Origin of the sequence: Haemophilus sp. HMSC061E01, assembly GCF_001810345.1 — a bacterium.
GTDB lineage: Bacteria > Pseudomonadota > Gammaproteobacteria > Enterobacterales > Pasteurellaceae > Haemophilus_D.
Genome location: NZ_KV800999.1, coordinates 17,521 through 43,744, shown reverse-complemented (window position 1 = coordinate 43,744; position 26,224 = coordinate 17,521). Strand labels below are relative to the sequence as shown.

At 39.5% G+C, this 26,224-nt stretch carries 28 protein-coding genes; 18 read left to right on the top strand and 10 right to left on the bottom strand.

The window, feature by feature from the left end:
- The first annotated feature begins 46 nt into the window (after positions 1-46).
- Positions 47-2,200, top strand: a complete 2,154-nt coding sequence (gene fdhF, locus HMPREF2732_RS02330; RefSeq protein ID WP_083304336.1) for a formate dehydrogenase subunit alpha — start codon at positions 47-49, stop codon at positions 2,198-2,200.
- Positions 2,201-2,283: 83 nt separating this feature from the next.
- On the opposite strand, the gene HMPREF2732_RS02325 is transcribed toward fdhF, so the two are convergent.
- Genes HMPREF2732_RS02325 through HMPREF2732_RS02305 form a run of 5 tightly spaced genes read right to left on the bottom strand, consistent with a single transcriptional unit; the run spans position 2,284 to position 5,365 of the window.
- Positions 2,284-2,925, bottom strand: a complete 642-nt coding sequence (locus HMPREF2732_RS02325) for an energy-coupling factor ABC transporter ATP-binding protein (RefSeq protein WP_070590783.1) — start codon at positions 2,923-2,925, stop codon at positions 2,284-2,286.
- Positions 2,925-3,569 (bottom strand): energy-coupling factor transporter transmembrane component T family protein, encoded by a 645-nt coding sequence (locus tag HMPREF2732_RS02320; protein WP_070590779.1) that lies wholly within the window; start codon positions 3,567-3,569, stop codon positions 2,925-2,927. Before HMPREF2732_RS02320 ends, HMPREF2732_RS02325 begins: the two co-directional genes overlap by 1 nt.
- Positions 3,566-4,177: a cobalt transporter CbiM gene (cbiM, locus tag HMPREF2732_RS02315; RefSeq protein ID WP_070590778.1), complete on the bottom strand. Its 612-nt coding sequence runs from the start codon at positions 4,175-4,177 to the stop codon at positions 3,566-3,568. Before cbiM ends, HMPREF2732_RS02320 begins: the two co-directional genes overlap by 4 nt.
- A gap of 1 nt (position 4,178) precedes the next feature.
- Positions 4,179-4,682: a hypothetical protein gene (locus tag HMPREF2732_RS02310; protein ID WP_070590776.1), complete on the bottom strand. Its 504-nt coding sequence runs from the start codon at positions 4,680-4,682 to the stop codon at positions 4,179-4,181.
- Positions 4,682-5,365: a DUF4198 domain-containing protein gene (locus HMPREF2732_RS02305; protein ID WP_070590774.1), complete on the bottom strand. Its 684-nt coding sequence runs from the start codon at positions 5,363-5,365 to the stop codon at positions 4,682-4,684. The genes HMPREF2732_RS02310 and HMPREF2732_RS02305 overlap by 1 nt, the downstream gene beginning before the upstream one ends.
- Positions 5,366-5,451: 86 nt before the next feature.
- Here HMPREF2732_RS02305 and HMPREF2732_RS02300 point away from each other — a divergent pair, with 86 nt between their 5' ends.
- The 5 genes from HMPREF2732_RS02300 to hypE all read left to right on the top strand — a co-directional run bounded on the left by HMPREF2732_RS02300 (position 5,452) and on the right by hypE (position 9,477).
- Positions 5,452-5,865: a MerR family transcriptional regulator gene (locus HMPREF2732_RS02300; RefSeq protein WP_005697590.1), complete on the top strand. Its 414-nt coding sequence runs from the start codon at positions 5,452-5,454 to the stop codon at positions 5,863-5,865.
- A gap of 136 nt (positions 5,866-6,001) precedes the next feature.
- The gene (gene hypA, locus HMPREF2732_RS02295) at positions 6,002-6,343 is read left to right on the top strand and encodes a hydrogenase maturation nickel metallochaperone HypA (RefSeq protein ID WP_070590771.1); all 342 of its coding nucleotides are present in this window, start codon (positions 6,002-6,004) and stop codon (positions 6,341-6,343) included.
- Between the two features lie 187 nt (positions 6,344-6,530).
- Positions 6,531-7,337, top strand: a complete 807-nt coding sequence (gene hypB, locus HMPREF2732_RS02290; RefSeq protein WP_070590768.1) for a hydrogenase nickel incorporation protein HypB — start codon at positions 6,531-6,533, stop codon at positions 7,335-7,337.
- A gap of 9 nt (positions 7,338-7,346) precedes the next feature.
- Positions 7,347-8,459 carry a hydrogenase formation protein HypD gene (gene hypD, locus HMPREF2732_RS02285; RefSeq protein ID WP_049369315.1) on the top strand — a complete coding sequence of 371 codons (1,113 nt, stop codon included), beginning with the start codon at positions 7,347-7,349 and terminating at the stop codon, positions 8,457-8,459.
- Positions 8,460-8,463: 4 nt separating this feature from the next.
- Positions 8,464-9,477, top strand: coding sequence for a hydrogenase expression/formation protein HypE (gene hypE, locus HMPREF2732_RS02280; RefSeq protein ID WP_070590766.1), 1,014 nt, complete (start codon positions 8,464-8,466; stop codon positions 9,475-9,477).
- Between the two features lie 68 nt (positions 9,478-9,545).
- Here hypE and HMPREF2732_RS02275 read toward each other — a convergent pair whose 3' ends face one another.
- From HMPREF2732_RS02275 to purR, 3 genes are all read right to left on the bottom strand, one after another.
- The gene (locus tag HMPREF2732_RS02275) at positions 9,546-9,869 is read right to left on the bottom strand and encodes an HI1450 family dsDNA-mimic protein (RefSeq protein ID WP_049357433.1); all 324 of its coding nucleotides are present in this window, start codon (positions 9,867-9,869) and stop codon (positions 9,546-9,548) included.
- Positions 9,870-9,982: 113 nt separating this feature from the next.
- Positions 9,983-12,622 (bottom strand): phosphoenolpyruvate carboxylase, encoded by a 2,640-nt coding sequence (ppc, locus tag HMPREF2732_RS02270; protein WP_049369311.1) that lies wholly within the window; start codon positions 12,620-12,622, stop codon positions 9,983-9,985.
- A gap of 173 nt (positions 12,623-12,795) precedes the next feature.
- Positions 12,796-13,806 carry an HTH-type transcriptional repressor PurR gene (gene purR / locus HMPREF2732_RS02265; RefSeq protein WP_049369309.1) on the bottom strand — a complete coding sequence of 337 codons (1,011 nt, stop codon included), beginning with the start codon at positions 13,804-13,806 and terminating at the stop codon, positions 12,796-12,798.
- 404 nt (positions 13,807-14,210) lie between these two features.
- Between purR and HMPREF2732_RS02260 the strand changes: the two genes are divergently transcribed.
- The 12 genes from HMPREF2732_RS02260 (at position 14,211) to HMPREF2732_RS02205 (ending at position 25,078) form a co-directional block, all read left to right on the top strand.
- Entirely contained in the window at positions 14,211-14,981 is a 771-nt protein-coding gene (locus HMPREF2732_RS02260) for a glycosyltransferase family 25 protein (protein ID WP_049369308.1), read from the top strand.
- Positions 14,982-14,988: 7 nt separating this feature from the next.
- Positions 14,989-16,188 (top strand): hypothetical protein, encoded by a 1,200-nt coding sequence (locus HMPREF2732_RS02255; RefSeq protein WP_049369307.1) that lies wholly within the window; start codon positions 14,989-14,991, stop codon positions 16,186-16,188.
- Positions 16,181-17,062, top strand: a complete 882-nt coding sequence (locus HMPREF2732_RS02250; RefSeq protein WP_049369305.1) for a glycosyltransferase family 2 protein — start codon at positions 16,181-16,183, stop codon at positions 17,060-17,062. Before HMPREF2732_RS02255 ends, HMPREF2732_RS02250 begins: the two co-directional genes overlap by 8 nt.
- Before the next feature lie 22 nt (positions 17,063-17,084).
- Complete coding sequence (locus HMPREF2732_RS02245; protein ID WP_049369304.1) at positions 17,085-17,888, top strand: glycosyltransferase family 2 protein; 804 nt, start codon at positions 17,085-17,087, stop codon at positions 17,886-17,888.
- Between the two features lie 34 nt (positions 17,889-17,922).
- Entirely contained in the window at positions 17,923-19,041 is a 1,119-nt protein-coding gene (locus HMPREF2732_RS02240; protein WP_070590763.1) for a lytic murein transglycosylase, read from the top strand.
- 79 nt (positions 19,042-19,120) lie between these two features.
- Positions 19,121-20,260 (top strand): cytochrome-c peroxidase, encoded by a 1,140-nt coding sequence (locus HMPREF2732_RS02235; RefSeq protein ID WP_070590760.1) that lies wholly within the window; start codon positions 19,121-19,123, stop codon positions 20,258-20,260.
- Positions 20,261-20,357: 97 nt separating this feature from the next.
- Entirely contained in the window at positions 20,358-21,473 is a 1,116-nt protein-coding gene (locus tag HMPREF2732_RS02230) for an ABC transporter substrate-binding protein (protein ID WP_070590754.1), read from the top strand.
- 15 nt (positions 21,474-21,488) lie between these two features.
- Positions 21,489-22,538, top strand: coding sequence for a FecCD family ABC transporter permease (locus HMPREF2732_RS02225; protein WP_070590750.1), 1,050 nt, complete (start codon positions 21,489-21,491; stop codon positions 22,536-22,538).
- A complete protein-coding gene (locus tag HMPREF2732_RS02220) occupies positions 22,538-23,311 on the top strand; it encodes an ABC transporter ATP-binding protein (RefSeq protein WP_049367980.1) in 774 nt (257 codons plus the stop codon). The genes HMPREF2732_RS02225 and HMPREF2732_RS02220 overlap by 1 nt, the downstream gene beginning before the upstream one ends.
- 13 nt (positions 23,312-23,324) lie before the next feature.
- Positions 23,325-23,759, top strand: coding sequence for a pseudoazurin (locus HMPREF2732_RS02215; RefSeq protein WP_049373308.1), 435 nt, complete (start codon positions 23,325-23,327; stop codon positions 23,757-23,759).
- A gap of 70 nt (positions 23,760-23,829) precedes the next feature.
- Positions 23,830-24,651 (top strand): ATP-grasp domain-containing protein, encoded by an 822-nt coding sequence (locus HMPREF2732_RS02210; RefSeq protein ID WP_070590747.1) that lies wholly within the window; start codon positions 23,830-23,832, stop codon positions 24,649-24,651.
- Between the two features lie 76 nt (positions 24,652-24,727).
- Positions 24,728-25,078, top strand: coding sequence for a stage III sporulation protein AF (locus HMPREF2732_RS02205; RefSeq protein ID WP_070590744.1), 351 nt, complete (start codon positions 24,728-24,730; stop codon positions 25,076-25,078).
- A gap of 97 nt (positions 25,079-25,175) precedes the next feature.
- Here the strand turns inward: HMPREF2732_RS02205 and HMPREF2732_RS02200 are convergent, their stop codons facing one another.
- Both HMPREF2732_RS02200 and HMPREF2732_RS02195 read right to left on the bottom strand, forming a co-directional pair.
- Positions 25,176-25,799, bottom strand: coding sequence for a lipoprotein HlpB (locus tag HMPREF2732_RS02200; protein WP_070590741.1), 624 nt, complete (start codon positions 25,797-25,799; stop codon positions 25,176-25,178).
- 101 nt (positions 25,800-25,900) lie between these two features.
- On the bottom strand, positions 25,901-26,224 hold the full coding sequence (locus HMPREF2732_RS02195; RefSeq protein ID WP_070590736.1) for a c-type cytochrome: 324 nt from the start codon (positions 26,222-26,224) through the stop codon (positions 25,901-25,903).

Sequence of the window (26,224 nt, the reverse complement as noted above, 5' to 3'; positions counted from 1 at the left end):
TATCTCTAACCTCGTGTTGTATTAAAATAAGGACGTTACTATGGCTATTAAAAAAGTAATTACCGTATGTCCGTATTGTGCCTCAGGTTGTAAAATCCATCTTTTGGTGGAAAACAACAAAATTGTGGGTGCTGAAGGTGCAAACGGAAAAACAAACGAAGGGGAGTTATGCCTAAAAGGATATTATGGCTGGGATTTTGTGCATGACACAAAAATCCTGACTCCTCGCCTAACTCAACCGATGATCCGCTACAAACGTGGCGAACCATTCACACCAGTGAGCTGGGAAGAAGCGATTTCTTACACAGCAAAACGTCTTAGTGAAATCAAAGAAAAGTACGGTAACGAATCAATTATGGTAACGGGTTCTTCCCGTGGACCAGGTAACGAAGTGAACTTCGTGATGCAAAAATTCGCCCGTGCGGTATTAGGAAATAACAACATTGACTGTTGTGCGCGCGTGTGACACGGCCCTTCTGTAACAGGTCTGCTCAAATCGGTCGGTAACGGCGCAATGTCCAACTCAATTGTTGAGATTGAAGATACCAAATGCGTATTTATTTTTGGCTATAATGCCTCCACTTCACACCCTATTGTGGCGCGTCGGATTAACCACGCCAAAGCAAAAGGGGCGAAAGTCATTGTTTGTGACCCTCGTAAAATCGAAACAGCCCGTATTGCGGATATTTATGCACCGCTTGCTAACGGGTCTAACGTCGCATTCTTGAATGCGATGATGAATGTGATTTTGGAAGAAGGGTTACAAGATCAAAAATTTATTGATGAACACACCGAAAACTTCGATGCGTTCTATGAAACCGTGAAAGCTTATACACCGGAATCCACTCAACACATCACAGGTATTGAGCCTGAAATGTTGCGTGAAATTGCCCGCACTTATGCAAAAGCGGAAACCGCTACTATCTTATGGGGTATGGGCGTTTGCCAATTCCGTCAAGGTGTAGAAACCGTGCGTGCATTAGCAAGCTTGGCAATGCTTACCGGTAACTTAGGTAAACCAAATGTTGGGGTAAACCCAGTGCGTGGACAAAACAACGTACAGGGTGCGTGCGATATGGGCGCGTTATTCAACACATTACCAGGCTATCAAAGTTTTGCTGATCCAGAAATTAATGCAAAATTTGCGAAAGCTTGGGGCGTGCCATCTATTCCAACCAAACCAGGTGTGCCGTTGAGTGAAGTACCTAAAGCGATCATGGAAGATAAAATTAAAGCATTCTATATTATGGGTGAAGATACATTACAAACTGAGCCTGATATTAATGCGGTTAAAAAAGCCTTCGAGAAAGTTGAACTTCTTATCGTTCAAGATATCTTCATGACTCAAACAGCCGCAGAAGCAGATATTTTATTACCTGCGACTTCTTGTGCTGAACATGAAGGTGTGTATAGTGCCGCTGACCGCGGTTTCCAACGTTTCTATAAAGCCGTTGAGCCAACTGGCGATGTCAAGGATGACTGGGTAATCATTAGCGAACTTGCTACAGCAATGGGCTACCCAATGCACTATAACAATACCAAAGAAATTTGGGATGAACTTCGTTCACTTTGCCCAATTTACAAAGGGGCAACCTACGAAAAAATGGAAGGCATGGGTTATATCCAATGGCCATGTACTGATGAGGGCCCTGAAGATCAAGGTACAACATACTTGTATAAAGGCCAAATCTTCGACCGTCCAAACGGCAAAGCTGAGTTCTTTGCTTGCGACTGGGAACCACCAATGGAAGATCTCTCTGAAGAATTCCCATTGATACTTTCTACAGTACGTGAAGTTGGTCACTATTCTTGCCGTTCAATGACCGGTAACTGCCGTGCACTTGCGGCACTTGCGGATGAACCGGGATTCGTACAAATGAACGATCAAGACGCCAAAGAGTTGGGTATTAAAAACAACGACTTGGTTTGGATTGCTTCTTCTCGTGGTAGAGTTATTTCTCGTGCAGATGTGAGCACTCGTACAAACAAAGGCGCTTGTTATATGACCTATCAATGGTGGATCGGTAAATGTAACGAATTAACCGCTGAACATTTGAACCCGGGTTCTAGAACACCGGAATACAAATACAGTGCGGTTCGTATTGATAAAATCGAAGACCAAGCCTGGGCTGAACGCTATGTGGTAACTGAATACGCGAAATTAAAAAATCGTTTAAAAGAAACCGCACTTGTGGCTTGATTAGCGTTATAAATAGATTACGGGCGAACTTAATGGTTCGCCCGTTTTTTATTGAATTATTTTCTTACGCATTATGAATGCATTTAGCCATCATTATCTGTGGCTAAAGACAAACAGGAATCCGCAAGTGTTTCACTAAAGCGTAAATCATGCGAGGCAATAAGCATTGGCAACTGTAATTCGCGTAAAAGTGCGGTCAGTTTGGCAATATTTTTTACATCCAGTCCATTGGTTGGTTCATCTAACAGCAATACTTTTGGCTGCATCGCCAGAACACCGGCTAGCGCAGTAAAATTCTGTTCACCGCCAGATAAGGTATTTACTGAGCGATCTTTTAACCTAACAATATTCAGACGTTCTAGTTGCTGTAATGCAATTTGATAGGCTTCATTTCTGTTCAAGCCCTGATTAAGTGGACCAAACGCCACATCATCAAGTACGGTTGGACCAAAAAGTTGATCGCCCGCGTGTTGGAAACAGATGCCGACCTTTCCACGTAGTGGTACAAAATCTTTTTCTTGGCGGCAGGTGTTGTCGAACCAGCTAATTTCTCCTTGTTGGTATGGGATAAAGCCTAATAGACAGTGTAATAGGGTTGATTTCCCACAACCAATATCACCTTGTAAAAAAAGGCGATGACCTTCAGGGAGTTCAAAAGAAAGGTTATCAATAATCATGCGTTGGTCGCGCATGATCTGTAATTGTTTGACTTCGAGGACGTTCATCAAGATTTATCCTGTGTTTTTTTAATATCATTCAGTTGAAAGCCACGTGCTTTTAGCGCCATTTCTGTTTTTTCTGCTTTAACGAGTGCATGAATTAATAATAATGCCACACGTTGTGAGGCAATGAATAAGGTTCTACCGTTAAGTTTTGGCTGATATCCGCGTGCGCGCATCGCCATATCCATTTTTTTATGTACATCACCAAGTACAGAAATATAACGCACGGTCAGAACGAATAGGTGAAGTAGTTTTTCAGGCAATGGCAAACGACACAATGCTTGCAATAAAAGGCTCTCGTTCATATCAATTAACAAGAGGCGAGTTAAGCTTAAAATTAAATTGAAACGTAGCGTGATGAGTAGCGCGAGCTGAATACCCATTGGATTCAATGCTAAGCCTTGTTCAGTGATTTTCCAACTTAAGGTCAACCAAACAAGCAAAGTAAAGAAATTCAGTTTCAACCAATATTTAAAATAATCGGCGAGGGATTTTTGATATCGAATTAGCGTAATAAGTAACCCGCTGAATACGATCAGATTAAGGATAATAAGCATTGAAATATGTGTCATTGTGCTGACGATAAGTCCACACAAAAACACATAAATTAATCGCAAGTGCGGTTGAAAAATAGCAAGAAAATTCATTTCACCACACTGAGCGCTGTTGGATACATTTTGTTTAACAATAAGACCACCCCGACGCTGACGATACTGTCGATAATAAACACAGGAATATGTGATATTACCAGCAGCATGATCAGATCGCTGTAAGCTTTACCACCATCTAGAGCCAAGACTAAAGAGGCGAGCAAGGCTGAACCGCCAACGCCGATCACGCCAGCACCAATACCTGCAGTAATTTGAGTTCGACGGGAATTGTCATTTTCAAGTCTTTTTGCAAATAACCAATGTACAAGAAGAGCAGGTAATGCCATTACGCATAAATTGACGCCTAATACAGCAAATCCACCGAAGGAAAAGAGCAGGGCTTGTAGGACTAATGCGATTAAAAAGGCAGGGAAAACGGCCCAGCCAAGAAACAGACCAGCCATGCCGTTTAAGATAAGATGCACGCTACCAATGCCTACCGGTACATGAATGGTTCCAGCAACAAAAAAAGCAGCAGCAAACAATGCTGTTAGCGGCAATTGCTGCGAATTGAGTCGTTTAAGACCAATCATTACGCAGACTAATGCGACAGCTGCACCACTAAGCAATACGGGTGTATGCAACACACCTTCCGATAAATGCATATTATCTTTCCTTAGATTGCGACGCACGCGTCATCTTTGAGGCTCTAATCAATGCCCATAAGCCGAAAATGCCAACAATATAACCGATACCACCAATAATATCGTGTAGGTAAATTTTGTCTTTTAATTTAGAAATATCTTCGCGGACCAACATCAATGCATTGTCATTGTTATTAGTGGCTTGCGCAGATACTCTGTTGGCAACAATTGAGGCTCGATGTCCTTCTTCACCTTCTATCACTACTTTAATGGCACCTTCGGCAGTGGTATTGATCGGATAGGCAAATAGCCCATCTCGATCTGTTTTGCCTTCCAATAGAGGGGAGTCCTGGCCAGCTTGCAAAATCTCCATATAGGTTTCTGCCGCTGGGGTCATATCGGAATAATAGGCTTTGCCAGAAACTGTGCGTCCATCATATTGTGCAAAAACATGCAAACTATGAGCCAATGCGGATGGTGCGCACAGCCAGGTGAAAAGTGCGGTTAAAAATACAACTCTTTTCATTATTTCGCATCAAAAGTCAGCATATATTCAACACTACGTTTGCTATAGTCAGGATTGTCTTTAACCGGCTCGTCAAATTCAGCCCAGACTTTGTTATAGCCCGCTTTAGGGGTGAATTGTGCAATACCTTTTTCATTGGTTAAGTTGAATGGGTGATCTTCGCCTAAACCCACTTTGATGCCTTGCACTGGTTTACCTTTTACTAACACGAGAATATCCAGTGGTTGTCCCGCTTTCGGTTCACTTTGTGGAATAAGCTCATAATCCATATTGTGTGATTTATTCGCTTGCGCATCCCAGTGTAAAATCGCTTTGCCGAATTTGACTGGGTTAACACTGAGTACAGCTTCAGGTGCTTGCTGTTTGGTTTTTTCGACATATTTACCGCTTGGCAATTTCGACCAAACACCATTATCAAAGCGAATAAATGCGATGGCAGCATCAGGTGCGGCAAAGTGCGCTTCGCCTTCTTTAAAGTTTACTGTGGCATTTTGCAATTGGCCTTTAGCATCAAGTAGGCGTACCGCTTTTAATTTGCTTTGAGGATAGGTTTCGGTTTCCTCATGACCAAATTTAACCACATATTGCCCTTTTGCATCCTTAGCAGGCTTCAACCAAACATTATGTGCATTAGCGAGTGAAGCACCGAATAGTGCGGTAATAAACAATGCTGTTTTTTTCATGGAAGTTCTCCTTTTCTAACATGTGAATACTGTGATAAAGTATAAAATATGAAGTAACTTCAGAGTCAAGTGTAATTTAATAAAAAATGAAAATTGGTCAACTAGCCAACATTGTTGGCTGTACGGTGGAAGCTGTACGTTTCTATGAAAAACAAGGATTAATCGAGCCAGCCAAACGAACGAGCGGTAATTTTCGTGTTTATACGGAAGAGCATTTGAAACAACTTTCTTTTATTTGTTATTGTCGCAGTTTGGATATTTCACTAAAAGAAATCAAAATGTTGCTCAATCCTCAATGTGCCACTCAAGAGCAGGAACGAGAAATCAATGAGCTGCTAGATCGACATATTCGAGAAGTGTCAAAACGGATCCATGAATTGGCTCACTTACGAATTCGCTTAATTCAGCTCAAAGGCAAATGTAGCCAGTTTGAACAAAATAATGATTTAATGAATACCTTATTGCAGCATAGCGGCATTAATTTTGTGCCGCTAAAATGATGTCTAGCACGAGTACCAGTAAAAATTTTTCAAATAATGTTTAAATATCGAACAGTGAAACATAGAAAAGCTGAAAATAAACATCAAAAAAGAGTAAAATTGGAACAGACTGCTTTTTTATTTTAAGGAGAAAATCATGCATGAGATGTCTCTCTGTCAGAATATTATGGAAATTATTGATCAACAACAGAAAAAGCATGAAATCCATGAAGTGACAGATATTTGGCTAGAAATTGGGGCACTGTCTTGTGTCGAGCAAAGTGCGGTAGAATTTTGCTTTGAAATTATGCGCAAAGATACCGTTGCTGAAAACTGTCAGTTACATTTTATTCATTTACCTGCGATTGCATGGTGCTGGCAATGTCAAAAGGAAGTTGAGATTGAAGCCTATCAAGATTGCTGTCCACATTGTCACAGTGCATATTTACAACGTCGAAGTGGCACCGAATTTAGAGTGAAAGAAATTGCCGTAAAATAGCAAAGATATCTAAATGGACAAATTAAATTTGATCTTTTGAATATAAAATACGCTAACTACTTGATAGTATGTATTTATCTCTCTTCAAAGAATATATTTAAGATAGAGAATATGGTATTCTAACGCATGTGAATTACCATAGATTCTAAGTATTTACAGAATAAACGAAAAATTATTGAGGTGACTTATGTGTACAACCTGTGGCTGTGGCCATCCAGATCAAGTCAGAATCGGTGAATTACCGCATGTTCATCATGATTCCAATGCGCAACATGCAACAAAACTACCTAATTTTTCTCATTCCTCCTTCCGCATGCCAGACACGCCGCAACAAGAAGAAACCCAGCAACGATTACTGAAAGTAGAGCAAGATATTCTTGGTGCCAACAATCAGTTAGCCGATATGAATCGTCGCTTTTTTGCCAATCAGCATATTTTGGCACTTAATCTTGTTTCAAGTCCTGGTTCAGGCAAAACAACCTTATTGACGACTACGTTAAATGCATTAAAAAATGACTATCCTTGTTATGTGATCGAAGGGGATCAGCAAACAGAAAACGATGCGGATCGTATTCGTCAAACCGGTGTGCCGGCAATTCAAGTCAATACAGGTAAAGGATGTCACTTAGATGCACAAATGATTGGTAATGCATTAGTGAAATTGCAGCCACAGGAAAATAGTCTGATGTTTATTGAAAATGTCGGAAACCTAGTCTGCCCATCAGAATTTGATTTAGGTGAGCATGCCAAAGTGGTGATTTTATCCGTGACAGAAGGTGAAGATAAACCGCTGAAATATCCACATATGTTTGCGGCTTCTAAATTAATGATTTTAAATAAAGTGGATTTACTACCTTACTTGAATTTCGATGTGGAAAAATGTATTGCTTATGCGAAACAAGTGAATCCGACAATTGAGGTTATCCAGTTGTCTTCTCAAAGTGGAGAAGGATTACAGCAATGGCTAGACTGGTTAAAAGCGCAAGAACGATAGGAGCATCAAATGCAGTTTGTTGATGAATTTCGTGATCCTGAACTGGCCAAAAGTCTGTTGCAGCGACTACAAAAAATAATGGAAAAACAACAGCACTTTACGCCAGAAAATCCGTTATATCTAATGGAGGTCTGCGGCGGACATACCCATACCATTTTTAAATTTGGACTAGATCGTCTATTACCCAAAAGTATTGAGTTTATTCACGGTCCAGGCTGCCCAGTATGTGTCTTACCGATGGGGCGAATTGATGTTTGTATTGAGATTGCTCGTCGTCCAGAAGTGATTTTCTGTACTTTCGGTGATGCCATGCGAGTACGCGGACGTTTAGGTTCATTATTAGAAGCCAAAGCACAGGGCGCAGATGTTCGAATTGTTTATTCACCGCTTGATGCATTGAATATCGCATTGAATAATCCAGACAAAAAAGTGGTGTTCTTTTCACTTGGTTTTGAAACGACCATGCCAAGTGCCGCAATTACCTTGCAACAAGCGAAAAAACAACAGGTAAAAAACTTTTTTGTGGTATGCCAAAATATTACTATCATCCCGACATTACACAGCTTATTGTCGCAAGGACAAGTAAAAATTGACGGCTTTATTGCGCCCGGTCATGTCAGCATGGTAATTGGTTCTGAACCTTACCAAGAATTATGTGACACCTATCATAAGCCTTTTGTGATCACTGGTTTTGAACCTTTAGATATCCTACAAGCAATTTTAATGTTGGTAACACAGATTGCTGAACAACGCTGTGAAGTGGAAAATCAGTATAAACGCATTGTGCACCAACATGGCAATGTGTTGGCTCAACAGGCAATCAGTGAAGTATTCCGCTTGAAAGCCAGCAGCGAATGGCGTGGATTGGGCGAAATTGCAGAATCAGGCGTAGAACTGACAGATGATTATCAATGCTTTGATGCAGAAGCGCATTTTGCATGTCAGCCACATCAAGTTGCTGATGATCCTGATTCTCGCTGCGGTGATGTATTAATCGGTAAATGCAAGCCGGCTGATTGCCCATTATTTGCTAAAAAATGTAATCCAGACAATGCTTATGGTGCGTTAATGGTGTCTTCCGAAGGGGCATGTGCGGCCTATTATCAATATAGACGGGAATAAAACAATGACTGATTTTATTACAATGGCACACGGAAATGGTGGTGCCACAATGCAAGAGTTGATCCGCGATTATTTTGTCGAGGCATTTGATAACCCAATACTTTCACAAGGCGAAGATCAGGCTCGCATTGCTTTACAAGAGTTGAATGCTTTAGGTGAGACTCTGTCATTTTCTACCGATAGTTTTGTGATTGATCCGATTTTTTTCCCGGGTGGTGACATTGGTAAACTCGCCGTGTGTGGCACAGCTAACGATGTAGCGGTATGTGGTGCCGTACCAAAATATTTATCCTGTGGGTTTATTCTGGAAGAAGGCTTACCATTAGAAACTTTAAAAAAATTGATTCAATCTATGGCAAAAGCCTGCCATTCAGCTGGTATTCAAGTGGTAACAGGTGATACCAAAGTAGTACAAAAAGGCGCGATAGATAAAGTGTTTATCAATACGGCAGGCATTGGTGTGATTCCAAACGGACTCGACTGGGGTGTACATCGCATTCAACCAGGTGATCAGATTATCGTGAGTGGTACTTTGGGTGATCATGGTGCAACCATTTTGAATTTACGCGAAAATCTTGGTATTCAAACGGACTTACGCAGTGATTGTGCTGTGCTTGCCCCGCTTATTGATTGTATTCGTCCGATTGAAGGCGTGAAAGCTGTGCGCGATGCAACCCGTGGTGGTGTGAATGCGGTACTCCATGAATTTGCACAGGCACAGAAAGTAGGGATTCAAATTGATGAAACGGTATTACCAATTCGTCAGGAAGTACGCGGTATTTGCGAATTACTCGGTTTAGATGCGTTAAATTTTGCTAATGAAGGTAAATTGGTGATTGTGGCGGATAAAGAAAAAACAGCTGAAATTCTGACCGCACTTCGTAGCCATCCATTAGGTGAAAATGCGGCCGTAATCGGCGAGGTAACGACTGATGGCAAAGTTCGTGCTGTTGGGCTTTTCGGTCAAAGTCGCTTGTTAGACTTACCGCGTAACGAACCTTTACCACGAATCTGTTAAGCAAAAACCGGTTTAATGTTAAATTAAACCGGTTTTAGTTTGTGAATTGATATGTGCGAGAAGGGTAGTTATTTTTTCCAAATAACGTGGAATTCACGATCTTCTTCTCGGTGTGAAATTAAGAATTTTGCAAACACATCATCCATTTCATCTTTCTCATTCACTAATCCCACCCAAACTTCAGCAAAAGCGTCAGGATCGATTAATACCCCAATTTCTTGTTCCCAATCATCTGCCGTTTCGACAAACTCGACCGCACCACGATCTTCAAATTGCAGATTGAATAGCATAATATCTGCTGGATCGAGATTTTCGCCCGCCATCTCTAAGAAAATATCATAAGCAAGATCAATCGCTGCATCTGGATCGAGTTTTTGAATATCAGTTGTCATTGGGTTTTCCTTCATTAAGTCAATTGCACGTATGATACCGCAAGAAACAGAAAACAAAAAGTGCGGTCAAATTTATCGTTGTTTTTGACCGCACTTATTTTTAGTTGCCGTAACTAGCCCGTATTTCGCATACCTGCGGCAATACCTGTGATGGTAATCATCAGGGCTTGTTCTACATCAGGGCTTGGGTTTTCAGGCGATTCACGGAAACGACGGAGCAGTTCCACTTGAAGAAGATTGAGTGGATCCGTATAAACATTACGTAACGCAATAGAATCGGCGATCCACGGCAAGTCCGCCATTAATTCATCTTTGTGAGAAAGCGAAAGCACGGTTTTAATATCTGCATTCAGTTGATTACGCAGATTTTCACCTAAGTACCAAAGTTCTTTTTTCACTAAGTTATGATCATATTGTTCAGAAAGCCAAGTATCGGTTTTACTGAACACCATTTCTAACATCCCCACACGAGTAGAGAAGAATGGCCAAGCTTTACACATTTCTTCAATAATATGACCTTTGCCTTCATCTACAATTTTTTGAATTGCCGCACCCGCACCAAGCCATGCCGGTAGCATTAAGCGGTTTTGCATCCAAGCAAAAATCCATGGAATGGCACGCAAGCTTTCTACGCCACCATTTGGATTACGTTTTGCAGGGCGAGAGCCAAGTGGTAGTTTAGACAGTTCTTGTTCTGGTGTGGCACTGCGGAAATAAGGCACGAAGTCTTTATCCCCACGAACAACACTACGGTAAATGTCACATGAAGTAGCGGAAAGCTCATCCATGACGGTACGCCATTCTGCTTTAGGTTCTGGCGGTGGGAGTAAGTTTGCTTCTAAAATCGCGCTCGCGTAAAGATCAAAGGTTTCAACCGCAACTTCGGGTAAACCAAGTTTAAAGCGAATCATTTCCCCTTGTTCAGTCACACGTAAACCATTTTTGAGTGAGCGTGGAGGTTGAGAAAGTAATGCTGCATGTGCAGGCGCACCACCACGACCGATTGTACCACCACGACCATGGAATAAAGTGAGTTCAATACCCAGTTCTTCGGTTAAATTGACTAATGCTTCTTGTGCACGATATTGTGCCCATGAAGCTGCCATCATTCCCGCATCTTTAGCTGAGTCAGAATAACCAATCATCACCATTTGGTGATTGTTAATTACGCCACGATACCAACCAATATTAAACAATTGACGCATGACACCTTCAGAGGCATCTAAGTCATCTAAGGTTTCAAAGAGTGGCACGACAGGAATGTGATAAGGCACGCCCGCTTCTTTTAATAATAAATGCACAGCAAGAACATCAGAGGCGCTTCTTGCCATGGAAATAATATAGCAAGCAATTACACCTTGTTTTTGTTGTGCAATGACTTTGCAAGTCTCTAAAATTTCTTGGGTTTCTGCAGATGGCTCCCAATGGGTTGGAATTAATGGACGGCGAGAATTTAATTCACGCACCAAGAAAGATTGTTTTTCTGCTTCGCTCCATTGTGCATAATCTCCAATACCAAGATAACGGGTAATTTCAGCAATCGCATCTGTATGACGCGTACTTTCTTGACGGATATCCATTTGTGAAAGGGTAACCCCAAAACAGCGAATACGATGCAAAATATCCAATAAGGATCCATTGGCAATAATCCGCATGCCGCATGCCATCAATGATTGATAGCAATCATAGAGTGGTTCCCAAAGTTGATTATCTTCCATGATGATATCTGCTTGGCTTACGCGTGGCGGACGATTTGCCATGCAATCTTCAAAGTAATCAAGGGTCGCGATAAGTTTTGCACGAAGCGCTTTGACCACAAAACGATAAGGTTCTAAATGTTCACCATATTTTGCGGTAAATTCTGGTGTGCATTTCACCATGGATAATTCATCGGCAAGGGATTTAATGTCATTTAAGAATAAATCCGCCGCTTTCCAACGAGCAAGATAGAGCACTTGTTGCGTAATTTTTGAAGTAACAAATGGGTTACCATCACGGTCACCGCCCATCCAAGAAGAAATTCTGACAGGACGTAAGCCCACAGGTAAATCGTAGCCTAAGAATTCACGAGCATGTTCATTTAGTTGACGTAAGAATTCCGGTACTCCTTGCCATAGGCTATTTTCGATCATGGCATAGCCCCATTTTGCTTCATCGAATGGGGTAGGGCGAACAGTACGGATTTCATTGGTATGCCAAGCTTCAGCAATTAAACGAAGCAACAGACGTTCAATAATGCCGCGTTCTTTCGGTGTTAAATCATCGTGTTCTAATTTGCTTAAGCATTTATTGATCTCAACGTGTTTGTGGATTAACGAACGTCGTGTGGTTTCGGTTGGGTGTGCGGTTAATACTAGCTCAATGAGCAAGTTTTCAACGGTTTTGTAAACTTCTTCTTTTGAAATATTTAATGCTTTTAAGCGTTGGAATAAAGCACTTAATGAACGATTAGAAGATTGTAAATCTTTGTGTTGGCGAGAGACCGTTTGGTATTGTTCAGCGATATTCGTTAAGTTAAGGAAATGGCTGAATGCACGCGCAACGGGAATAATGTTTTCGTTAGAAATGGTGGAAAGGGTATCTAACAATGTTTTACGTGCTTGGCTATCACCCGCTCGAGATTGTTTGGACAATTGACGAACATTTTCAATTAAGGTGAGAATGTTTTCGCCTTGTGCATCATTAATGGTTTCTCCAAGAAAACGCCCTAGCATATTAATGTTATGGCGGAGAGTGCGATACTCATCAGTCATATGAACTCCGATAAAGAAAAAAATAAAACTAGGGGAGATATAACCAAAAATATGTATCGGGATCAAATGCTCTACGTCAAAAACTTGCATTAAATCAAAAAAGGCTAAAATAAGTAAAAAAATGACCGCACTTTTTTAGATAAAATTCAAAGTGCGGTCAAAAAGTTTAATGTTTATTTAAGGTTGCGAACTGATTTTCGAATGACGAGTTCAGGATGGATCGCAATGCGGTGTTTTTCGTGATTATCGTTATCTTTATTGGCAATACGCTCAAATAAAAGATTAACCGCTTGTGCACCTAAACGAGACTTCGATTGGTGAATCGTTGTGAGCGGCGGTGCATAGAAACGTGATGAGTGAATATTATCATAGCCGATAATCGAAATATCATCAGGCACGCGCAAGCCTTTTTCCGTAATCGCAGAAATTGCACCTAATGCCATTACATCATTACAACAGAACACGGCAGTAGGTAGACTATCTTGTGCAAGAATTTTATTCATACACTCGTAACCGTCTTCAGGCTCGAAGAAACCTTCCATAATCCAATTTTCATGGATCGGTAGATTGGCTTCATTCATGGCTTTTACAAAGCCCTCGTAACGGGTTCTTGCAGTCGTTTTATCTAATTCACCCGCAATAAGACCAATGGCTTTATGGCCACAATCAATTAAATGTTTCGTGGCAAGGTAACCGCCCGTAAAACTGTTATCTTCAATGATATCGGTATCTGTATTTGGCCCCCAATCCATTACCACCATCGGCACAGACGAGAAACTAGAAAGTACATCGAGCGAATGTTGTGTGTATTCAGAACACATGACCAATAAACCATCTACACGTTTTTTGGCAAGCATTTCGACGTGGTTTTTAATTTTTTCAGGATCATTTTGTGTATTACACAAAAAAAGTGAATAGCCTTGACGATAACAATGATCTTCAACGGCATGAATGATTTCAGCAAAATAAGGGGATTCACTGGTGGTAACAATCATCCCAATGGATTTTGTCGTATTGACTTTCAAACTCCGAGCAACAGCACTTGGTGAGTATTTCAAGCTTTTAATGGCTTGCATCACCGCCTCTTCGGTTTCTTTTGCTACAAAACGGGTTTTATTAATTACATGGGAAACAGTGGTGGTGGAAACACCGGCCATTTTCGCGACATCTTTAATTGTTGCCATAATTTTGCCTCTAGAGAATTTTTCCTATTATAAAGACTGTCACCAAATAGGTTAAGTAAATTATAAAAAATTTTTGAAAAAACGTGCTTTATTGTTAGAATGGGTTATCTTTAACTAAACAAGTGGGAAATTAAAATGAGTGATTTTGGTTACGCAATGTTAGCTGTAGTGCTTTCTTTAAGTGTTGTAGTCGGTTTAGCGACTGCAATTTTCTAATTGAAAGAAATAACATATTAATCCGTTTAAAATAGACCGCGCTTTAAGCATTTAAAGTGCGGTTATTTTTTTAAGGCTTTTTAAAGTTGTGTTAAAAGCCATGCCATAGGACTATTTCTTTAGTATAATTTGCAACTATTTCCGTTTGTTGTAATCAAAATACTGCAAAAACCAAATTTGAGATAATTATGAATAAATATTTGATTTCACTAGATAAAGATGTTCAGCGTCGTGAGCTGTTTTTTGCTCAACCAGATACGGCAGATTTCGTTGTATTTTCAGCCATTAATACCATGAAAAAAGAATGGGATGAATTGGCAGAAGTATTCAATCCAACGAAGTTTGAACAGCATTATGGGCGCAACGTCACAAAAGGTGAAATAGGTTGTACATTAAGTCATTTAGCGGTTTATCGCCAGATCGTAGAAGATCAAAATGTGACGGAAAATGACTATGCATTGATCTGTGAAGATGATGCGTTATTTAATGCTAATTTATCACCAAAAACGATCGCACTTTTAACCGAAAAATGTGATGCAGATATTGTATTAATCGGGCAGTCAAAAATTGCGGAATTTGATGATGTGGAATTAGAAATTAATTATCCAACCACTTTTTCATTCTTGCGCCAAACTATTGGTGATGTCACCGTGGCTTACCCGTATAAAAGTTATTTCGCAGGTACGGTGGCATACTTAATCAAAAAATCAGCGGCACGTGCATTTTTAAAGCAACTTGAACAAGAAAAACCGTTTTGGCTTGCTGATGATTTCTTGCTATTTGAAACCCAATTCCAGATTAATAACAATGTGGTTCGACCGCTTGTGGCGATTGAAAATCCACAATTAGTGAGTAATTTGGAAGCGATTCGCGGTTCAAAATCTAATAATTTAGTGAAGAAATTAATTAAATATCCACTCAAAAAAATCTTAGCAGTGAAAAAGAATTTAGGAAAATAACGTAAAAATGACCGCACTTTTTAATCTTTTTTATCTTTACGATCCTTGGCTGTTTCATGTTGTACGAATGTCATTCGTCGCAGGTTTAGCGGCATTGGTTGTATTGGCTTATCAGTATTTTAAAAAGCAGAAACCACAAGGTATTACCGTGCCAGTGGATAGTTTAGTCGTTATCATTGGGCTGATTGCATTTAGCGTGATTCCACTTTTAGTCAATGGTACGCGAGATTTTTCTGTCATCACCATGTATGTGAAAGAGCTGATTTTATTTATCTTCGGCGTGGGACTTTATAATGCCTTCTATGCCAATGTAAATGATCAACTGAAGGTGGTGCGTGATTTACAACTCGGTGTAGTAGTGCAGTTTGCAGTAGGCGTGATTGGCTTACTCGGTGCATCATTTATGATTGATTTCTTGCTTTCAACCAATGCGGTGTTGCCTGCACGTTTTTATGGTTCGGAGCAGGAGTATCGTTTATATAACATCACCGCAACTGCCTTTTTCCAGTTGAGTTTATTCTATTTAATGCTGTTGCATTTCTTACTGGCTTACAACGCTAAACATAATACGCTTCCGAGTATTCTGGTATTTTTAATGTTATGTATCGGATTAATTTCAGGGCGTACATTCCTTCTGTTATCGGTTGTGAGCATTTTAGTGTATTTCAAATGGCGTTATGTTCCATCACTCATTGCGTTTGCTGTTTTGGTATTATTACTGGCCTATTTCTTACCTGAAAATCCTTATGTGGCACATGCTTTAGAGCCCGTGATTAATTTATTACACGGTGCAGGATTTGTCAGTTCGTCAACAGATACCTTGATGAAAAACCACCTCTTTATGCCAACGCTCAAGCAGTTCATTTATGGCGATGGTATGTATATGACAGGTGAGTTAGAAGTTGGCCGTTATTATGGGCATACGGACTCTGGTTTCTTACGCCAAATTCTTTATGGCGGCGTGTCTTATGCTTTAGTGTGTTTTGCCGTGACATTCTATTTTGTACGCAAAGTTGCCTTAAACTGGTTTGATGGCAGCTGGAAATTTATTCTTTCTGCCTTTGTGATTTTAGCGTTCTGTAACATCAAAGCGGATACCTTTGCTTTCCCAGGCATTATGTTTGTCATGCTGATGTTCTTATCGCTTTTTGGCACTCACGGTAAACAACTTATTTTATTTAAACAACAGGAGCAGAAAGATGTTTAGTATCATCGTGCCTTCTTATAATCGGAAAGAAGAAATTCCTGCCTTATTGGAAAGTTTAACTAAGCAAACCACCTATAATTTTGATGTGGTGATTGTGGATGATTGCTCGAAAGAACCCGTTGAAGTGACACAATCGTATCCATTTGCAGTTAAAGTTATTCGTAACGAAACCAATCAAGGGGCGGCAGAAAGCCGTAATATTGGGGTACGAAATGCGGATAATGAATGGTTGTTATTTCTTGATGACGATGATCGTTTTGCAAATGATAAATGTCAGAAATTAGCCGATGTGATTGCCGAGCATCCCGATGTTAACTTTGTGTATCATCCAGCTAAATGTGAAATGGTCAATGAAGGTTTTAGCTATGTGACTAACCCCATTGATCCACAAGAGATTAGCGTAGAGCGAATTTTACTGGCGAATAAAATCGGTGGTATGCCGATGATTGGGGTAAAAAAAGATCTGTTTTTAAAAATTGGTGGATTATCGACCGCACTTCGTTCATTGGAAGACTACGATTTCTTGCTGAAGCTTGTACAAGATCCAACGTTTAAAGCGTACAAAGTGGCAGAACCATTAACTTATTGTACCTTCCATACCAAGCGTTCTAGCGTATCAACGGATACGACTAATACGCAAAAAGCGATTGATTATATCCGTGAACATTATGTGAAAACGGCAGAGCAAGAAAAGAATTTTGCCATCAACGCACAATATATGTTGGCTTACCCACATATTATGAATTTATCCCGTAAAGCCGCTTTTTACTATTTTGAGATTTTTAAATTAACGAAAAGTATTAAGCAGCTAGTCATTGCCTTTGTGGTTTTAATTTCACCTAAATTGGCAATTAATTTGAAACGGTTTATGTAGATAACTTATTAGATAGAGAAGTATGAAATTTTCAGTTTTAATGTCCTTATACATTAAGGAAAATCCACAATATTTAAGAGAGTGTTTTGAAAGTTTAGTGGCTCAAACCCATCCTGCAGATGAGATTGTGTTGGTGTTTGATGGTGCTGTCACACCTGAATTGGAGGCCGTGGTTTCTGAATTCGAAACAAAATTACCCTTAAACTTAGTGAAGTTGCCAAAAAATTTAGGCTTAGGCAAAGCGCTTAATGAAGGTTTGAAACATTGTTCGCACGATTGGGTATTTCGTATGGATACCGATGATATTTGTGTGCCAGAACGTTTTGCAAAACAAGTGTCGTTTATTGAGCAACATCCGGATACGATTATTTTCGGTGGGCAGATTGCTGAGTTTGGCGAAAATATTCAAGACATCGTGGCATATCGTAACGTGCCGACTGAAGCACAAGATATCGTTAAATTTACCCAAAAACGTTGTCCGTTCAATCACATGACGGTGGCATATCAAAAAAGTGCGGTTATTAATTGTGGTGGATATGAGGATTTACAGGAAGATTATTACCTGTGGATTAAGCTTGTGGCGCAAGGACAAAAAGTGGCAAACTTGCCGGACATTTTAGTTTATGCCCGCGTGGGTAATGGCATGGTAGGGCGTCGTCGTGGTTTAAACCAAGCGAAAGCAGAATGGCGTTTATTTAAATTGAAACATCGCTTAGGTATTCAAGGCTTATTTTCAGGCTTATTCACCTTTGCCTTGCGCTCAGGTTCTCGCTTATTACCAACCTCATTATTGAAAGCTGTTTATAACAAATTTTTACGCAAATAATGCGATATTTTGAACATTAAAAAAAGGAAAAGAAATGAATTTAATCTCAACGTTAAAAATGACTGCATTATCGACCGCACTTTTATTGGCGGGTTGTTCAAGTAATACGACAACAACGGCAACCTCATCCACGAAAAGTATTCCGTCAGTAAGCAGTAATGCTGTTTATAGCAAACCAAGAACTTTAGATAACTTTAATGATTATGTTCAGTTCTTAAAAGGCAAAGCGGCTGCTGAAGGCGTATCATTGTCAGTATTGAATGCACAAAATAATATTCAATATATGCAAAAGGCTGTAGATTTGGATCGTGCACAAGCGGGGAGAAGCCAACGTAATGCGGATCAACCACAGTTACCGAATCCAAACGGTACAACGAATTATTTGAATAAAGTACTGACCCAAAACAAAGTAGACATTGCCGAAGAGCGTTATTGGGAAGTCCAGGCACCATTACAACAAGCAAGCCAACGCTATGGCGTTCAACAAGAATATATCCTTGCTTTATGGGGTATGGAAAGTAGTTTTGGCTATTATCAAGGTAGTTATGATGTACTATCAGCTTTAGCCACATTAGCCTTTGATGGCAGACGTGAAGCCTTATTTAGCAAAGAATTTGTGAATGCAATGAAGATGTTAGAACGTGATCATATTCAACGTAATAGAATGTTAGGCTCTTGGGCAGGCGCAATGGGACAAACTCAATTTATGCCAAGCGCATTCTTAAACTATGCGGCAGATGGTAATAATGATGGCGTGAAGGATATTTGGACGAACCAATTTGATGCGTTTGCTTCAATTGCAAATTATCTCCACACTGTAGGTTGGGATAACAAATTGCCTTGGGGCGTTGAAGTAACATTAAATCAACCATTAGATTTATCGCTTTCAGGTATTGAGAAGAACAAAGCTCGTTCACTCAGCGACTGGCAGTCTAAAGGCGTCACTTTAGCGAGCTTTAGCCAACAAGAACAAGATAAACTTGCTGCGCTTTCTCAAGCTGATCTTTGGCTCGTTCGCCCTGATAAAGAAGTTGGTCGCGCATTCTTGGTTTCCAATAACTACCGCACGATTTTAGATTGGAACAAATCAAATTACTTCGGCGTGAGCATTGGTATGTTTGCTGATCGCATTAAGATGGCCACCAGCTTGTAGAAAATTATTTTCCTTTTATAATCCAACAAAGCTTTGTTGGATTATTTTTTATCTATAATTTGAATATTTGGAGAAAACGATGCAAAAAAAATGGCTTTCTATTTTATTGTTTGCACCTTTGATGCAGAGTAATTATGCATTGGCTGATCAAGTTACGAAAAAAGAATTGGATTATAAAGCACTAGGTGAAGTGTTGTTTTTTGATAAATCGATTTCTTTTAATAAAACACAAAGCTGTTCAACCTGTCATAGTCCAGATTCCGCTTTTGTGGATCAACGTAAAAACTCTGCAAACCAAATGGTCTCAGAAGGGGATAATCCTCATCTTCATGGTAATCGTAATGCTAATACTGCGCTTTATGCGATGTTCTCACCAGATTTTCATTTTGATAAAAAAATTCAAGATTATGTAGGCGGACAGTTCTGGGATGGTCGTGCGAAAGATTTAGCCGAGCAAGCAGGCGGACCACCAGTAAACCCAGTAGAAATGGGCATGCCGGATAAGAAAGCTATTGTTGAACGTTTAAAAGCAGATCCGACCTATTACAAACCTATTACAGATCTTTATGGCGAAAGCATTTGGGCAGATACCGACAAGATTTATGCCATCATGGAAAAAGCCATTGGCGAGTTCGAAAAACAGGAATTATTTGCGCCATTCTCTTCAAAATATGATCGTGCTTTAAAAGGTGAAGCAGAATTGACCGCACTTGAATCTGAAGGTAAGGCATTATTTTTCGATAAAACACGCACAAATTGTAGTAACTGCCACCAATCAAGTGAAGCGAATTCAGCAAAAGAAACTTTTACGAATTACCGCTATTTCAATATCGGCGTACCAAGTAATCAAGAATTAATTAAGCACAATAAATTAGCTGTCGATTTTGTGGATAATGGGTTATTGGATAATCCGATGGTGAAAGGCGATGAAAAGCAAAAAGGCAAATTTAAAGTGCCAACTTTGCGTAATATTGGTGTTACTGCGCCTTATATGCATAACGGTGTTTTCCGCGATTTAAAAACCGTTTTACTATTTAAAGACAGTTTCAATAATCCTAATCGTAAAGTGAATCCTGAAACAGGGAAAGCATGGGAGAAAGCCGAATATGCTCAAACCATTAATCCTGATGTTTTAAAAGCAAAACCGCTTACAGATGAAGAGATTAATGCGTTAGAAGCATTCTTAAAAACATTAACTGACGAAGCTTACGAAGAATAAGTAATCGCCTGAGTTGAATTTAGCAATCGTTTTCGGTATTATTCGCACCGATAATTATTATCATTTATTTTTTAATTTTACTCAGGAGATTTTTCTTATGAAAAAACGTTTTTCAACTTTAGCAATTGCGACCATTCTTGGTTTAACTGCTGGTTTTGCCAATGCTGACCCCGTAAAAGTAAAAGATATACTTGATCGTGAAGTCACTGTTGATTTACCGGCAAAACGCGTGGTACTTGGTTTCTATTATCAGGATTATATGGCAGTTGGTGGTGACAAAGCGTTAGATAACGTTGTCGGTTTTTCTAAGAAAGTATGGTCTTCTTGGGCACCAGCAAGCTGGGAATTATTCAGCAAAGCGGTGCCAAAATTGAATCAATTAGATGATGTGGGCGAAGTAGAAGAAGGCACATTCTCTGTGGAAAAAGTGCTTTCATTAAAACCTGATCTTTTAGTCTTAGCAGATTGGCAGTACGAAATGCTAGGATCTGATTTAGACGCCATTAATGAAGCGGGCATTCCAATTGTGGTATTAGATTACAATGCTCAAACCTTAGATAAGCACATTAAATCTACTGAAATTATTGGCGAATTAACCAGTCAGAAAGATCGCGCAGCAAAAATTGCGAAAGAATACAAAGACATTGTTGAACATATCCAGACTACGGTTAAAAATGCGAAATTAGTAAAACAACCGAAAGTGTATGTAGAGTTTGGTCGTGGTGGTCCAGCTGAACAAGGGATGACGTTCTTCTCTAGCATGTGGGGCTCAATGATTAGCCTTGTTGGTGCAGAAAACGTGGCGCCTGCAGAAATTGGCAAATGGGGCACATTAGCTGCTGAAAAAGTATTAGCTGCGAAACCGGATGCAATTATTATTACAGGCCGTGAAACTGAATTGAAGAAAAATCAAGACGGTATGGTAATGGGCTTCGGTATTGAAAAAGCAGAAGCGGAACGTCGTTTAAACGCATTCAAACATCGTGCGGGATGGGCTGAATTACCGGCAGTGAAAAACAACCGTGTTTATGCAGCCTATCATGCGAACTCTCGTACTTTATCAGATAGTGCTTCTGTTCAGTTTGTAGCTAAAGCGGCTTATCCTGATCTGTTTAAAGATTTAGATCCGCAACAAACTTACTTAAACTTCTATAAAAACTACTTACCGGTTACCCCGGAAGGTACGATTTATCTTTTCCCTGAAACCAAATAAGGGAAATACTAATCAATGAAAAACAATTCTGTTGTAGCAGATATTGTGGCTAACCAGCGTAAGCTTGAACGCAAACGCTGGTTTGTTATTTTATCTTTTCTAGTGATTGGCGTGGTCAGTCTTATTCTCGATGTGATGACTGGCCCTGCGATGCTATCGGTGTCAGAAGTTGTGAACGCCTTATTCGGCATTGGTGAAGTCGATAAAATGACAAACAATATTGTGCATAATTTACGTTTACCGATGGCATTGATGGCGCTTGTAGTGGGGGCAACATTGGCTGTTGGTGGGGCAGAGATCCAAACTTTATTAAATAATCCTATGGCGAGTCCTTATACATTAGGTCTCGCAGCTGCGGCAGGTTTTGGTGCCTCTATTGTGATTGCTTTCGGAAGTTTTGGTTTACCCGTACAAGTTGCCGTGCCAATTGGTGCATTTGTCATGACTATGCTCGCCTCGGGGATTCTTTTCTTATTTGCCTCTAAACGTCGTTTTAGCTCTGAAATGCTCGTGTTGGTAGGGATCGCATTGCTCTTTATTTTCCAATCCTTACTTTCATTAGTGCAATTTATTTCGGCGCCGGAAGTCTCGCAACAAATTCTATTCTGGCTATTTGGTAGTCTAAATAAAGCGACGTGGCAAAGTTTAATCATCATTATTGTCGTCACTACAATTTGTGTTGCATTACTTTCAAAAGAGCTTTGGAAATTGACCGCACTTCGTTTAGGAGAAGATCGTGCGGCGAGTCTTGGCATCAATTTGCAAGTATTACGTATTAAGGTTTTAGTTCTCGTCGCTATGATGACGGCGACAGCAATCAGTTTTGTGGGCGTGATTGGCTTTATCGGCTTAGTTGCACCACATGTTGCTCGAATGTTGCTTGGTGAAGATCAACGTTTCTTCTTACCGGGAGCCATGCTGGTTGGTGCAGCATTCTTATCTCTTTCTTCGGTATTATCCAAAGTCATTATCCCTGGCGCATTATTCCCCGTGGGGATTGTCACCTCGTTTATTGGGGTGCCTTTCTTCTTTTGGATTATTTTAAATAACAAGTGGGGACAATAATGTTAGAATTAAAGAATCTTACGGTAAAACGAGGTGATCTCACCGTTGCGGATCACATTAATGTCCGTTTTGAGGAAGGCAAAGTGTATACGGTACTTGGGCCAAACGGCACAGGAAAATCCTCTATGCTGAAAACCATTTTTGGTGAATTACCACATGAAGGAATGATTACCTATCAAGGCAAACAGCTAGAACAGACGAAGTTAGCCGATTGGCGTAAACCCATTGGCTATATGCCTCAAGATAGCCGAGTAGATGCAAGTTTGACCGCACTTGAAGTTGTCCTTTTGGGGCGAATGGATAGTCTAACGATGCGAGTAAGCGATGAACTTCTTACTGAAGCAGCAAGCATTATGGCTCAATTAGGTATTGGTCATTTAGCCCATCGTGATATTCTGAATCTCAGTGGGGGACAGCGTCAAATGGTGATGTTTGCCCAGGTTTTATTACGTGAGCCACAGATTTTAATGTTGGACGAGCCGGTGAGTGCGTTAGATATGCATCATCAGCTTAATCTATTAGAAGAAGTTTACACCTATACGAAACAGAAAAATCTGATTACTATAATGGTATTACATGATTTAAGTCTTGCTGCTCAATTTTCAGATGAGTTGATTTTACTTGGTGAAGGTAAAGTGCAAGGCGTGGGCGACGCTCATCATGTTTTACAAGTAGAAACCATTAATCGTTTATATTGTGTAAACGTTGAATTATTACAATGTAGTGCCGGTTTGCCGGTGGTTCGTCCACAACGTAAATCAGCGCATTCTTAAGAAGGAAATGAAAATGAAAAAAATCGCACTTGCAGCATTATTAGGATTAAGTTTTGCTGCTCAAGCCGCACATTATGACATCAAAATGTTGAATTCAAACAGTGAAGGCTCAATGGTTTTTGAACCGGGTTATTTAAAAGTACAACCAGGTGATACGGTGACATTTCGTGCAGAAAATAAAAGCCACTTTGTACACAGTAAAGCGATTCCTGAAGGCGCACAAAAATTCCAATCTGAAGAAGATCAGGAACTCACAATCACTTTAGATAAAGAAGGTGTTTATGTTTATACCTGCCCAGTACATCGTTCAATGAATATGAATGGTGTGATTCAAGTGGGTGATAATCTACCAAACAAAGAACAAGCAGAGAAAGTAGTGAAAGATCTTGAGAAGAAATCAATGACGAATAAAGGTCGTCTTGAAAAATATTTTGCTCAAGTAAAATAATCTTTGAAATCGATGCGCCAGTTAAATAATTGGCGCATCTTCTTTATGTTTAAATCCGTTATTATTTACTATGCTTACGATTACCACTTGTAAAACGTATCCTTCGGTCCCTCAAAATCTTATTCCTGTTCAAACACAACTTTCTAATCAAGGTATTCCTACTCAATTTTTGCCTTGGCAAGAAACATTACAGAGTCATTTTATTCTGCCTTTAGCAGCATGGGATTATGCGAATTTCTACAATGAATTTATTCAATGGATTAAACAGCATAAGAATGCGTTCATCAATCCTGCAGAATTAATGTTATGGAATAGTCATAAAGGCTATCTATGTGATTTGCAGAATTGGGGCATCAATGTCATTCCCACTCTTATTTGCTCAACAAAAACATCTGAAATTTTGATCGCACTTGAACGCCAAGATTGGCCAGAGTTTGTTATTAAACCTGCTGTAGGACAGAGTGGTAATTTGGTAACAAAACTAACACAAGGTGAAGCATTACCCGATCTTTCTGGGTATGGTGAGCAAGTTGTGTTACAGCCGTTTATTCCTGAAGTGGCTACAAATGGTGAAACCAGTTTGATTTTTTTCAATGGTGTATTTAGTCATGCTATTCGCAGACAGCCACCTCAAAATGAATGGCGAGCGAATTCACAATATAAAGTTGAAATTATCCCTGTTGAGGTTGATCGTCATATTATTGAAACCGCTCGCCATGTTTTACATAAATTGCCAGAGATGCCTGTCTATGCACGCGTAGATGGAACGATTATTGACAGTACATTTTTATTAAATGAATTGGAGTTGATTGAGCCTGCGTTATATTTAGATCGTTGGGAAGGGGTGACAGAGCGATTTGTGGATGTTTTAAAAACAAGAATAACGATATAAAAACTCTAAATACTTAGGTATGTGATAAAGAGTTGCAAAGCAAAAGGATGAATAACTTAAAGTAGAGAAAATAAAAATGATGCTAGAAGCTAAAAACACAGATTTTGAATACAAGAATGGTGATATATATTTTGGATTCGGATTATTTATCAATTTACATCTAAATAAAATTTATGTGCTTATCAGACGTCCATCAGATTTAACTCCAGTGTTAGAGGAGCTATCTAAATTTAATGTGATAAATTCTAGTGATATTTTAGATTGGGAGAAAAAAATTGAAAGTAATGGGCTATGTATAACTATCCAACCGACAGAATTGTATGGGTTTGACTGGGATCTTTACCATGATGGAAATGAAAAAGAGAATAAGACCTTTGAAGAAATATATATAACTATTGAAAGTAAATATAATAAACCAGGTAAATAGCTACAGTTTATTATTTAAAGTGCTAAGATATTGCAAATTTACCTCATAAAAAAACCTTACTTTTTACAGTAAGGTTTTTTTCATCTTAACCGATTAATTATTTTGCAGCTGGAGCGGCTGGAGCAGCTGGTGCTGCAGGTGCAAATTTTTGTGCTAAATCAGCACCGTCTTTTTGTAATTTAGCTACTGCAGCTTGTAGTTTTTCAACTTTAGCTTGATAAGCTTTAGTTTGTTCTTCAGTTGGTGCTTTAGTTGCTAAGTTTAATTGATCAACTAATAATTCACTTGATAATGCAAGTACTTCTTTATTTTGATCTTTAATGCTTTTCACTGAAGGTGCTGTAATATCTAATTTATCTAAGCTTGCAATTGTATCTTCAACAGTTTTGTTGAACGTTTTGATTGCTTCTTCAATTTTCTTCTCATCTTTTGCTTGAACCGCAGCAGTTAAATCAGATTGAAGTTTTTGTTGTGCAGCCATTTGAGCTTGCGCTTGGCTTGCATTCCATTCAAGTAATTTGTTGTAGTCAGCTTGTTCTTGAGCTGGTGTAGCTTCAGCAGGTTTAGCCGCTTCAGCTGGTTTTGCTGCTTCTTGTTTAGCTTCTGGCGCAGGCTGAGTAGTTTCAGGTTTCGCTGGAGCTGGTTTATCTGCTGGTTTATCACAAGCAGTTAAGAATAATGCAAATAATGCAGTTGCACTGATTTTAGTAAATTTGTTCATAAACAATCCTTTATTGATATATAAAAAATTTCTTAGCTTATAAAAACTAAGCCCCTTCTAAGACCGTACATTTTAGAATTAGTTTAAAAAAAATTCAAAAACTATTTTAGTGTTTGAATATATTCACTTAAATCATGAATATCTTGCTCACTTAAACGTTGTTTTGCAGGGCTTCCTGCACCAGTAATATTTCCCGCTTTTCGTTCTGAAAGTGCGGTTGAAATTTCTTCTGGTTTTAGTTGATTAATAATTTTTGACTCACCCATTGCTGGTTTTTCGCCTTGTTTCCCATGACAAGTTGCACAAGAGCGTTTATATACCTTTTCCGCTTTCACTAAGTCAGCTTCGGCAGAAAGGGCAGGAGGGGCAAATAAAAAGCCTAAAACGGGTAAAAGTGTAGAGAGTAAGTAAATTCGTTTTTTCAT

What these genes read in the sequence shown, in the direction of transcription:
- HMPREF2732_RS02325 (WP_070590783.1), bottom strand. Translation starts at nt 2,925, where the DNA reads ATGAACGTCCTCGAAGTCAAACAATTACAGATCATGCGCGACCAACGC.
- HMPREF2732_RS02320 (WP_070590779.1), bottom strand. Translation starts at nt 3,569, where the DNA reads ATGAATTTTCTTGCTATTTTTCAACCGCACTTGCGATTAATTTATGTG.
- cbiM (WP_070590778.1), bottom strand. Translation starts at nt 4,177, where the DNA reads ATGCATTTATCGGAAGGTGTGTTGCATACACCCGTATTGCTTAGTGGT.
- HMPREF2732_RS02310 (WP_070590776.1), bottom strand. Translation starts at nt 4,682, where the DNA reads ATGAAAAGAGTTGTATTTTTAACCGCACTTTTCACCTGGCTGTGCGCA.
- HMPREF2732_RS02305 (WP_070590774.1), bottom strand. Translation starts at nt 5,365, where the DNA reads ATGAAAAAAACAGCATTGTTTATTACCGCACTATTCGGTGCTTCACTC.
- HMPREF2732_RS02300 (WP_005697590.1), top strand. Translation starts at nt 5,452, where the DNA reads ATGAAAATTGGTCAACTAGCCAACATTGTTGGCTGTACGGTGGAAGCT.
- hypA (WP_070590771.1), top strand. Translation starts at nt 6,002, where the DNA reads ATGCATGAGATGTCTCTCTGTCAGAATATTATGGAAATTATTGATCAA.
- hypB (WP_070590768.1), top strand. Translation starts at nt 6,531, where the DNA reads ATGTGTACAACCTGTGGCTGTGGCCATCCAGATCAAGTCAGAATCGGT.
- hypD (WP_049369315.1), top strand. Translation starts at nt 7,347, where the DNA reads ATGCAGTTTGTTGATGAATTTCGTGATCCTGAACTGGCCAAAAGTCTG.
- hypE (WP_070590766.1), top strand. Translation starts at nt 8,464, where the DNA reads ATGACTGATTTTATTACAATGGCACACGGAAATGGTGGTGCCACAATG.
- HMPREF2732_RS02275 (WP_049357433.1), bottom strand. Translation starts at nt 9,869, where the DNA reads ATGACAACTGATATTCAAAAACTCGATCCAGATGCAGCGATTGATCTT.
- ppc (WP_049369311.1), bottom strand. Translation starts at nt 12,622, where the DNA reads ATGACTGATGAGTATCGCACTCTCCGCCATAACATTAATATGCTAGGG.
- purR (WP_049369309.1), bottom strand. Translation starts at nt 13,806, where the DNA reads ATGGCAACAATTAAAGATGTCGCGAAAATGGCCGGTGTTTCCACCACC.
- HMPREF2732_RS02260 (WP_049369308.1), top strand. Translation starts at nt 14,211, where the DNA reads ATGAATAAATATTTGATTTCACTAGATAAAGATGTTCAGCGTCGTGAG.
- HMPREF2732_RS02255 (WP_049369307.1), top strand. Translation starts at nt 14,989, where the DNA reads ATGACCGCACTTTTTAATCTTTTTTATCTTTACGATCCTTGGCTGTTT.
- HMPREF2732_RS02250 (WP_049369305.1), top strand. Translation starts at nt 16,181, where the DNA reads ATGTTTAGTATCATCGTGCCTTCTTATAATCGGAAAGAAGAAATTCCT.
- HMPREF2732_RS02245 (WP_049369304.1), top strand. Translation starts at nt 17,085, where the DNA reads ATGAAATTTTCAGTTTTAATGTCCTTATACATTAAGGAAAATCCACAA.
- HMPREF2732_RS02240 (WP_070590763.1), top strand. Translation starts at nt 17,923, where the DNA reads ATGAATTTAATCTCAACGTTAAAAATGACTGCATTATCGACCGCACTT.
- HMPREF2732_RS02235 (WP_070590760.1), top strand. Translation starts at nt 19,121, where the DNA reads ATGCAAAAAAAATGGCTTTCTATTTTATTGTTTGCACCTTTGATGCAG.
- HMPREF2732_RS02230 (WP_070590754.1), top strand. Translation starts at nt 20,358, where the DNA reads ATGAAAAAACGTTTTTCAACTTTAGCAATTGCGACCATTCTTGGTTTA.
- HMPREF2732_RS02225 (WP_070590750.1), top strand. Translation starts at nt 21,489, where the DNA reads ATGAAAAACAATTCTGTTGTAGCAGATATTGTGGCTAACCAGCGTAAG.
- HMPREF2732_RS02220 (WP_049367980.1), top strand. Translation starts at nt 22,538, where the DNA reads ATGTTAGAATTAAAGAATCTTACGGTAAAACGAGGTGATCTCACCGTT.
- HMPREF2732_RS02215 (WP_049373308.1), top strand. Translation starts at nt 23,325, where the DNA reads ATGAAAAAAATCGCACTTGCAGCATTATTAGGATTAAGTTTTGCTGCT.
- HMPREF2732_RS02210 (WP_070590747.1), top strand. Translation starts at nt 23,830, where the DNA reads ATGCTTACGATTACCACTTGTAAAACGTATCCTTCGGTCCCTCAAAAT.
- HMPREF2732_RS02205 (WP_070590744.1), top strand. Translation starts at nt 24,728, where the DNA reads ATGATGCTAGAAGCTAAAAACACAGATTTTGAATACAAGAATGGTGAT.
- HMPREF2732_RS02200 (WP_070590741.1), bottom strand. Translation starts at nt 25,799, where the DNA reads ATGAACAAATTTACTAAAATCAGTGCAACTGCATTATTTGCATTATTC.
- HMPREF2732_RS02195 (WP_070590736.1), bottom strand. Translation starts at nt 26,224, where the DNA reads ATGAAAAAACGAATTTACTTACTCTCTACACTTTTACCCGTTTTAGGC.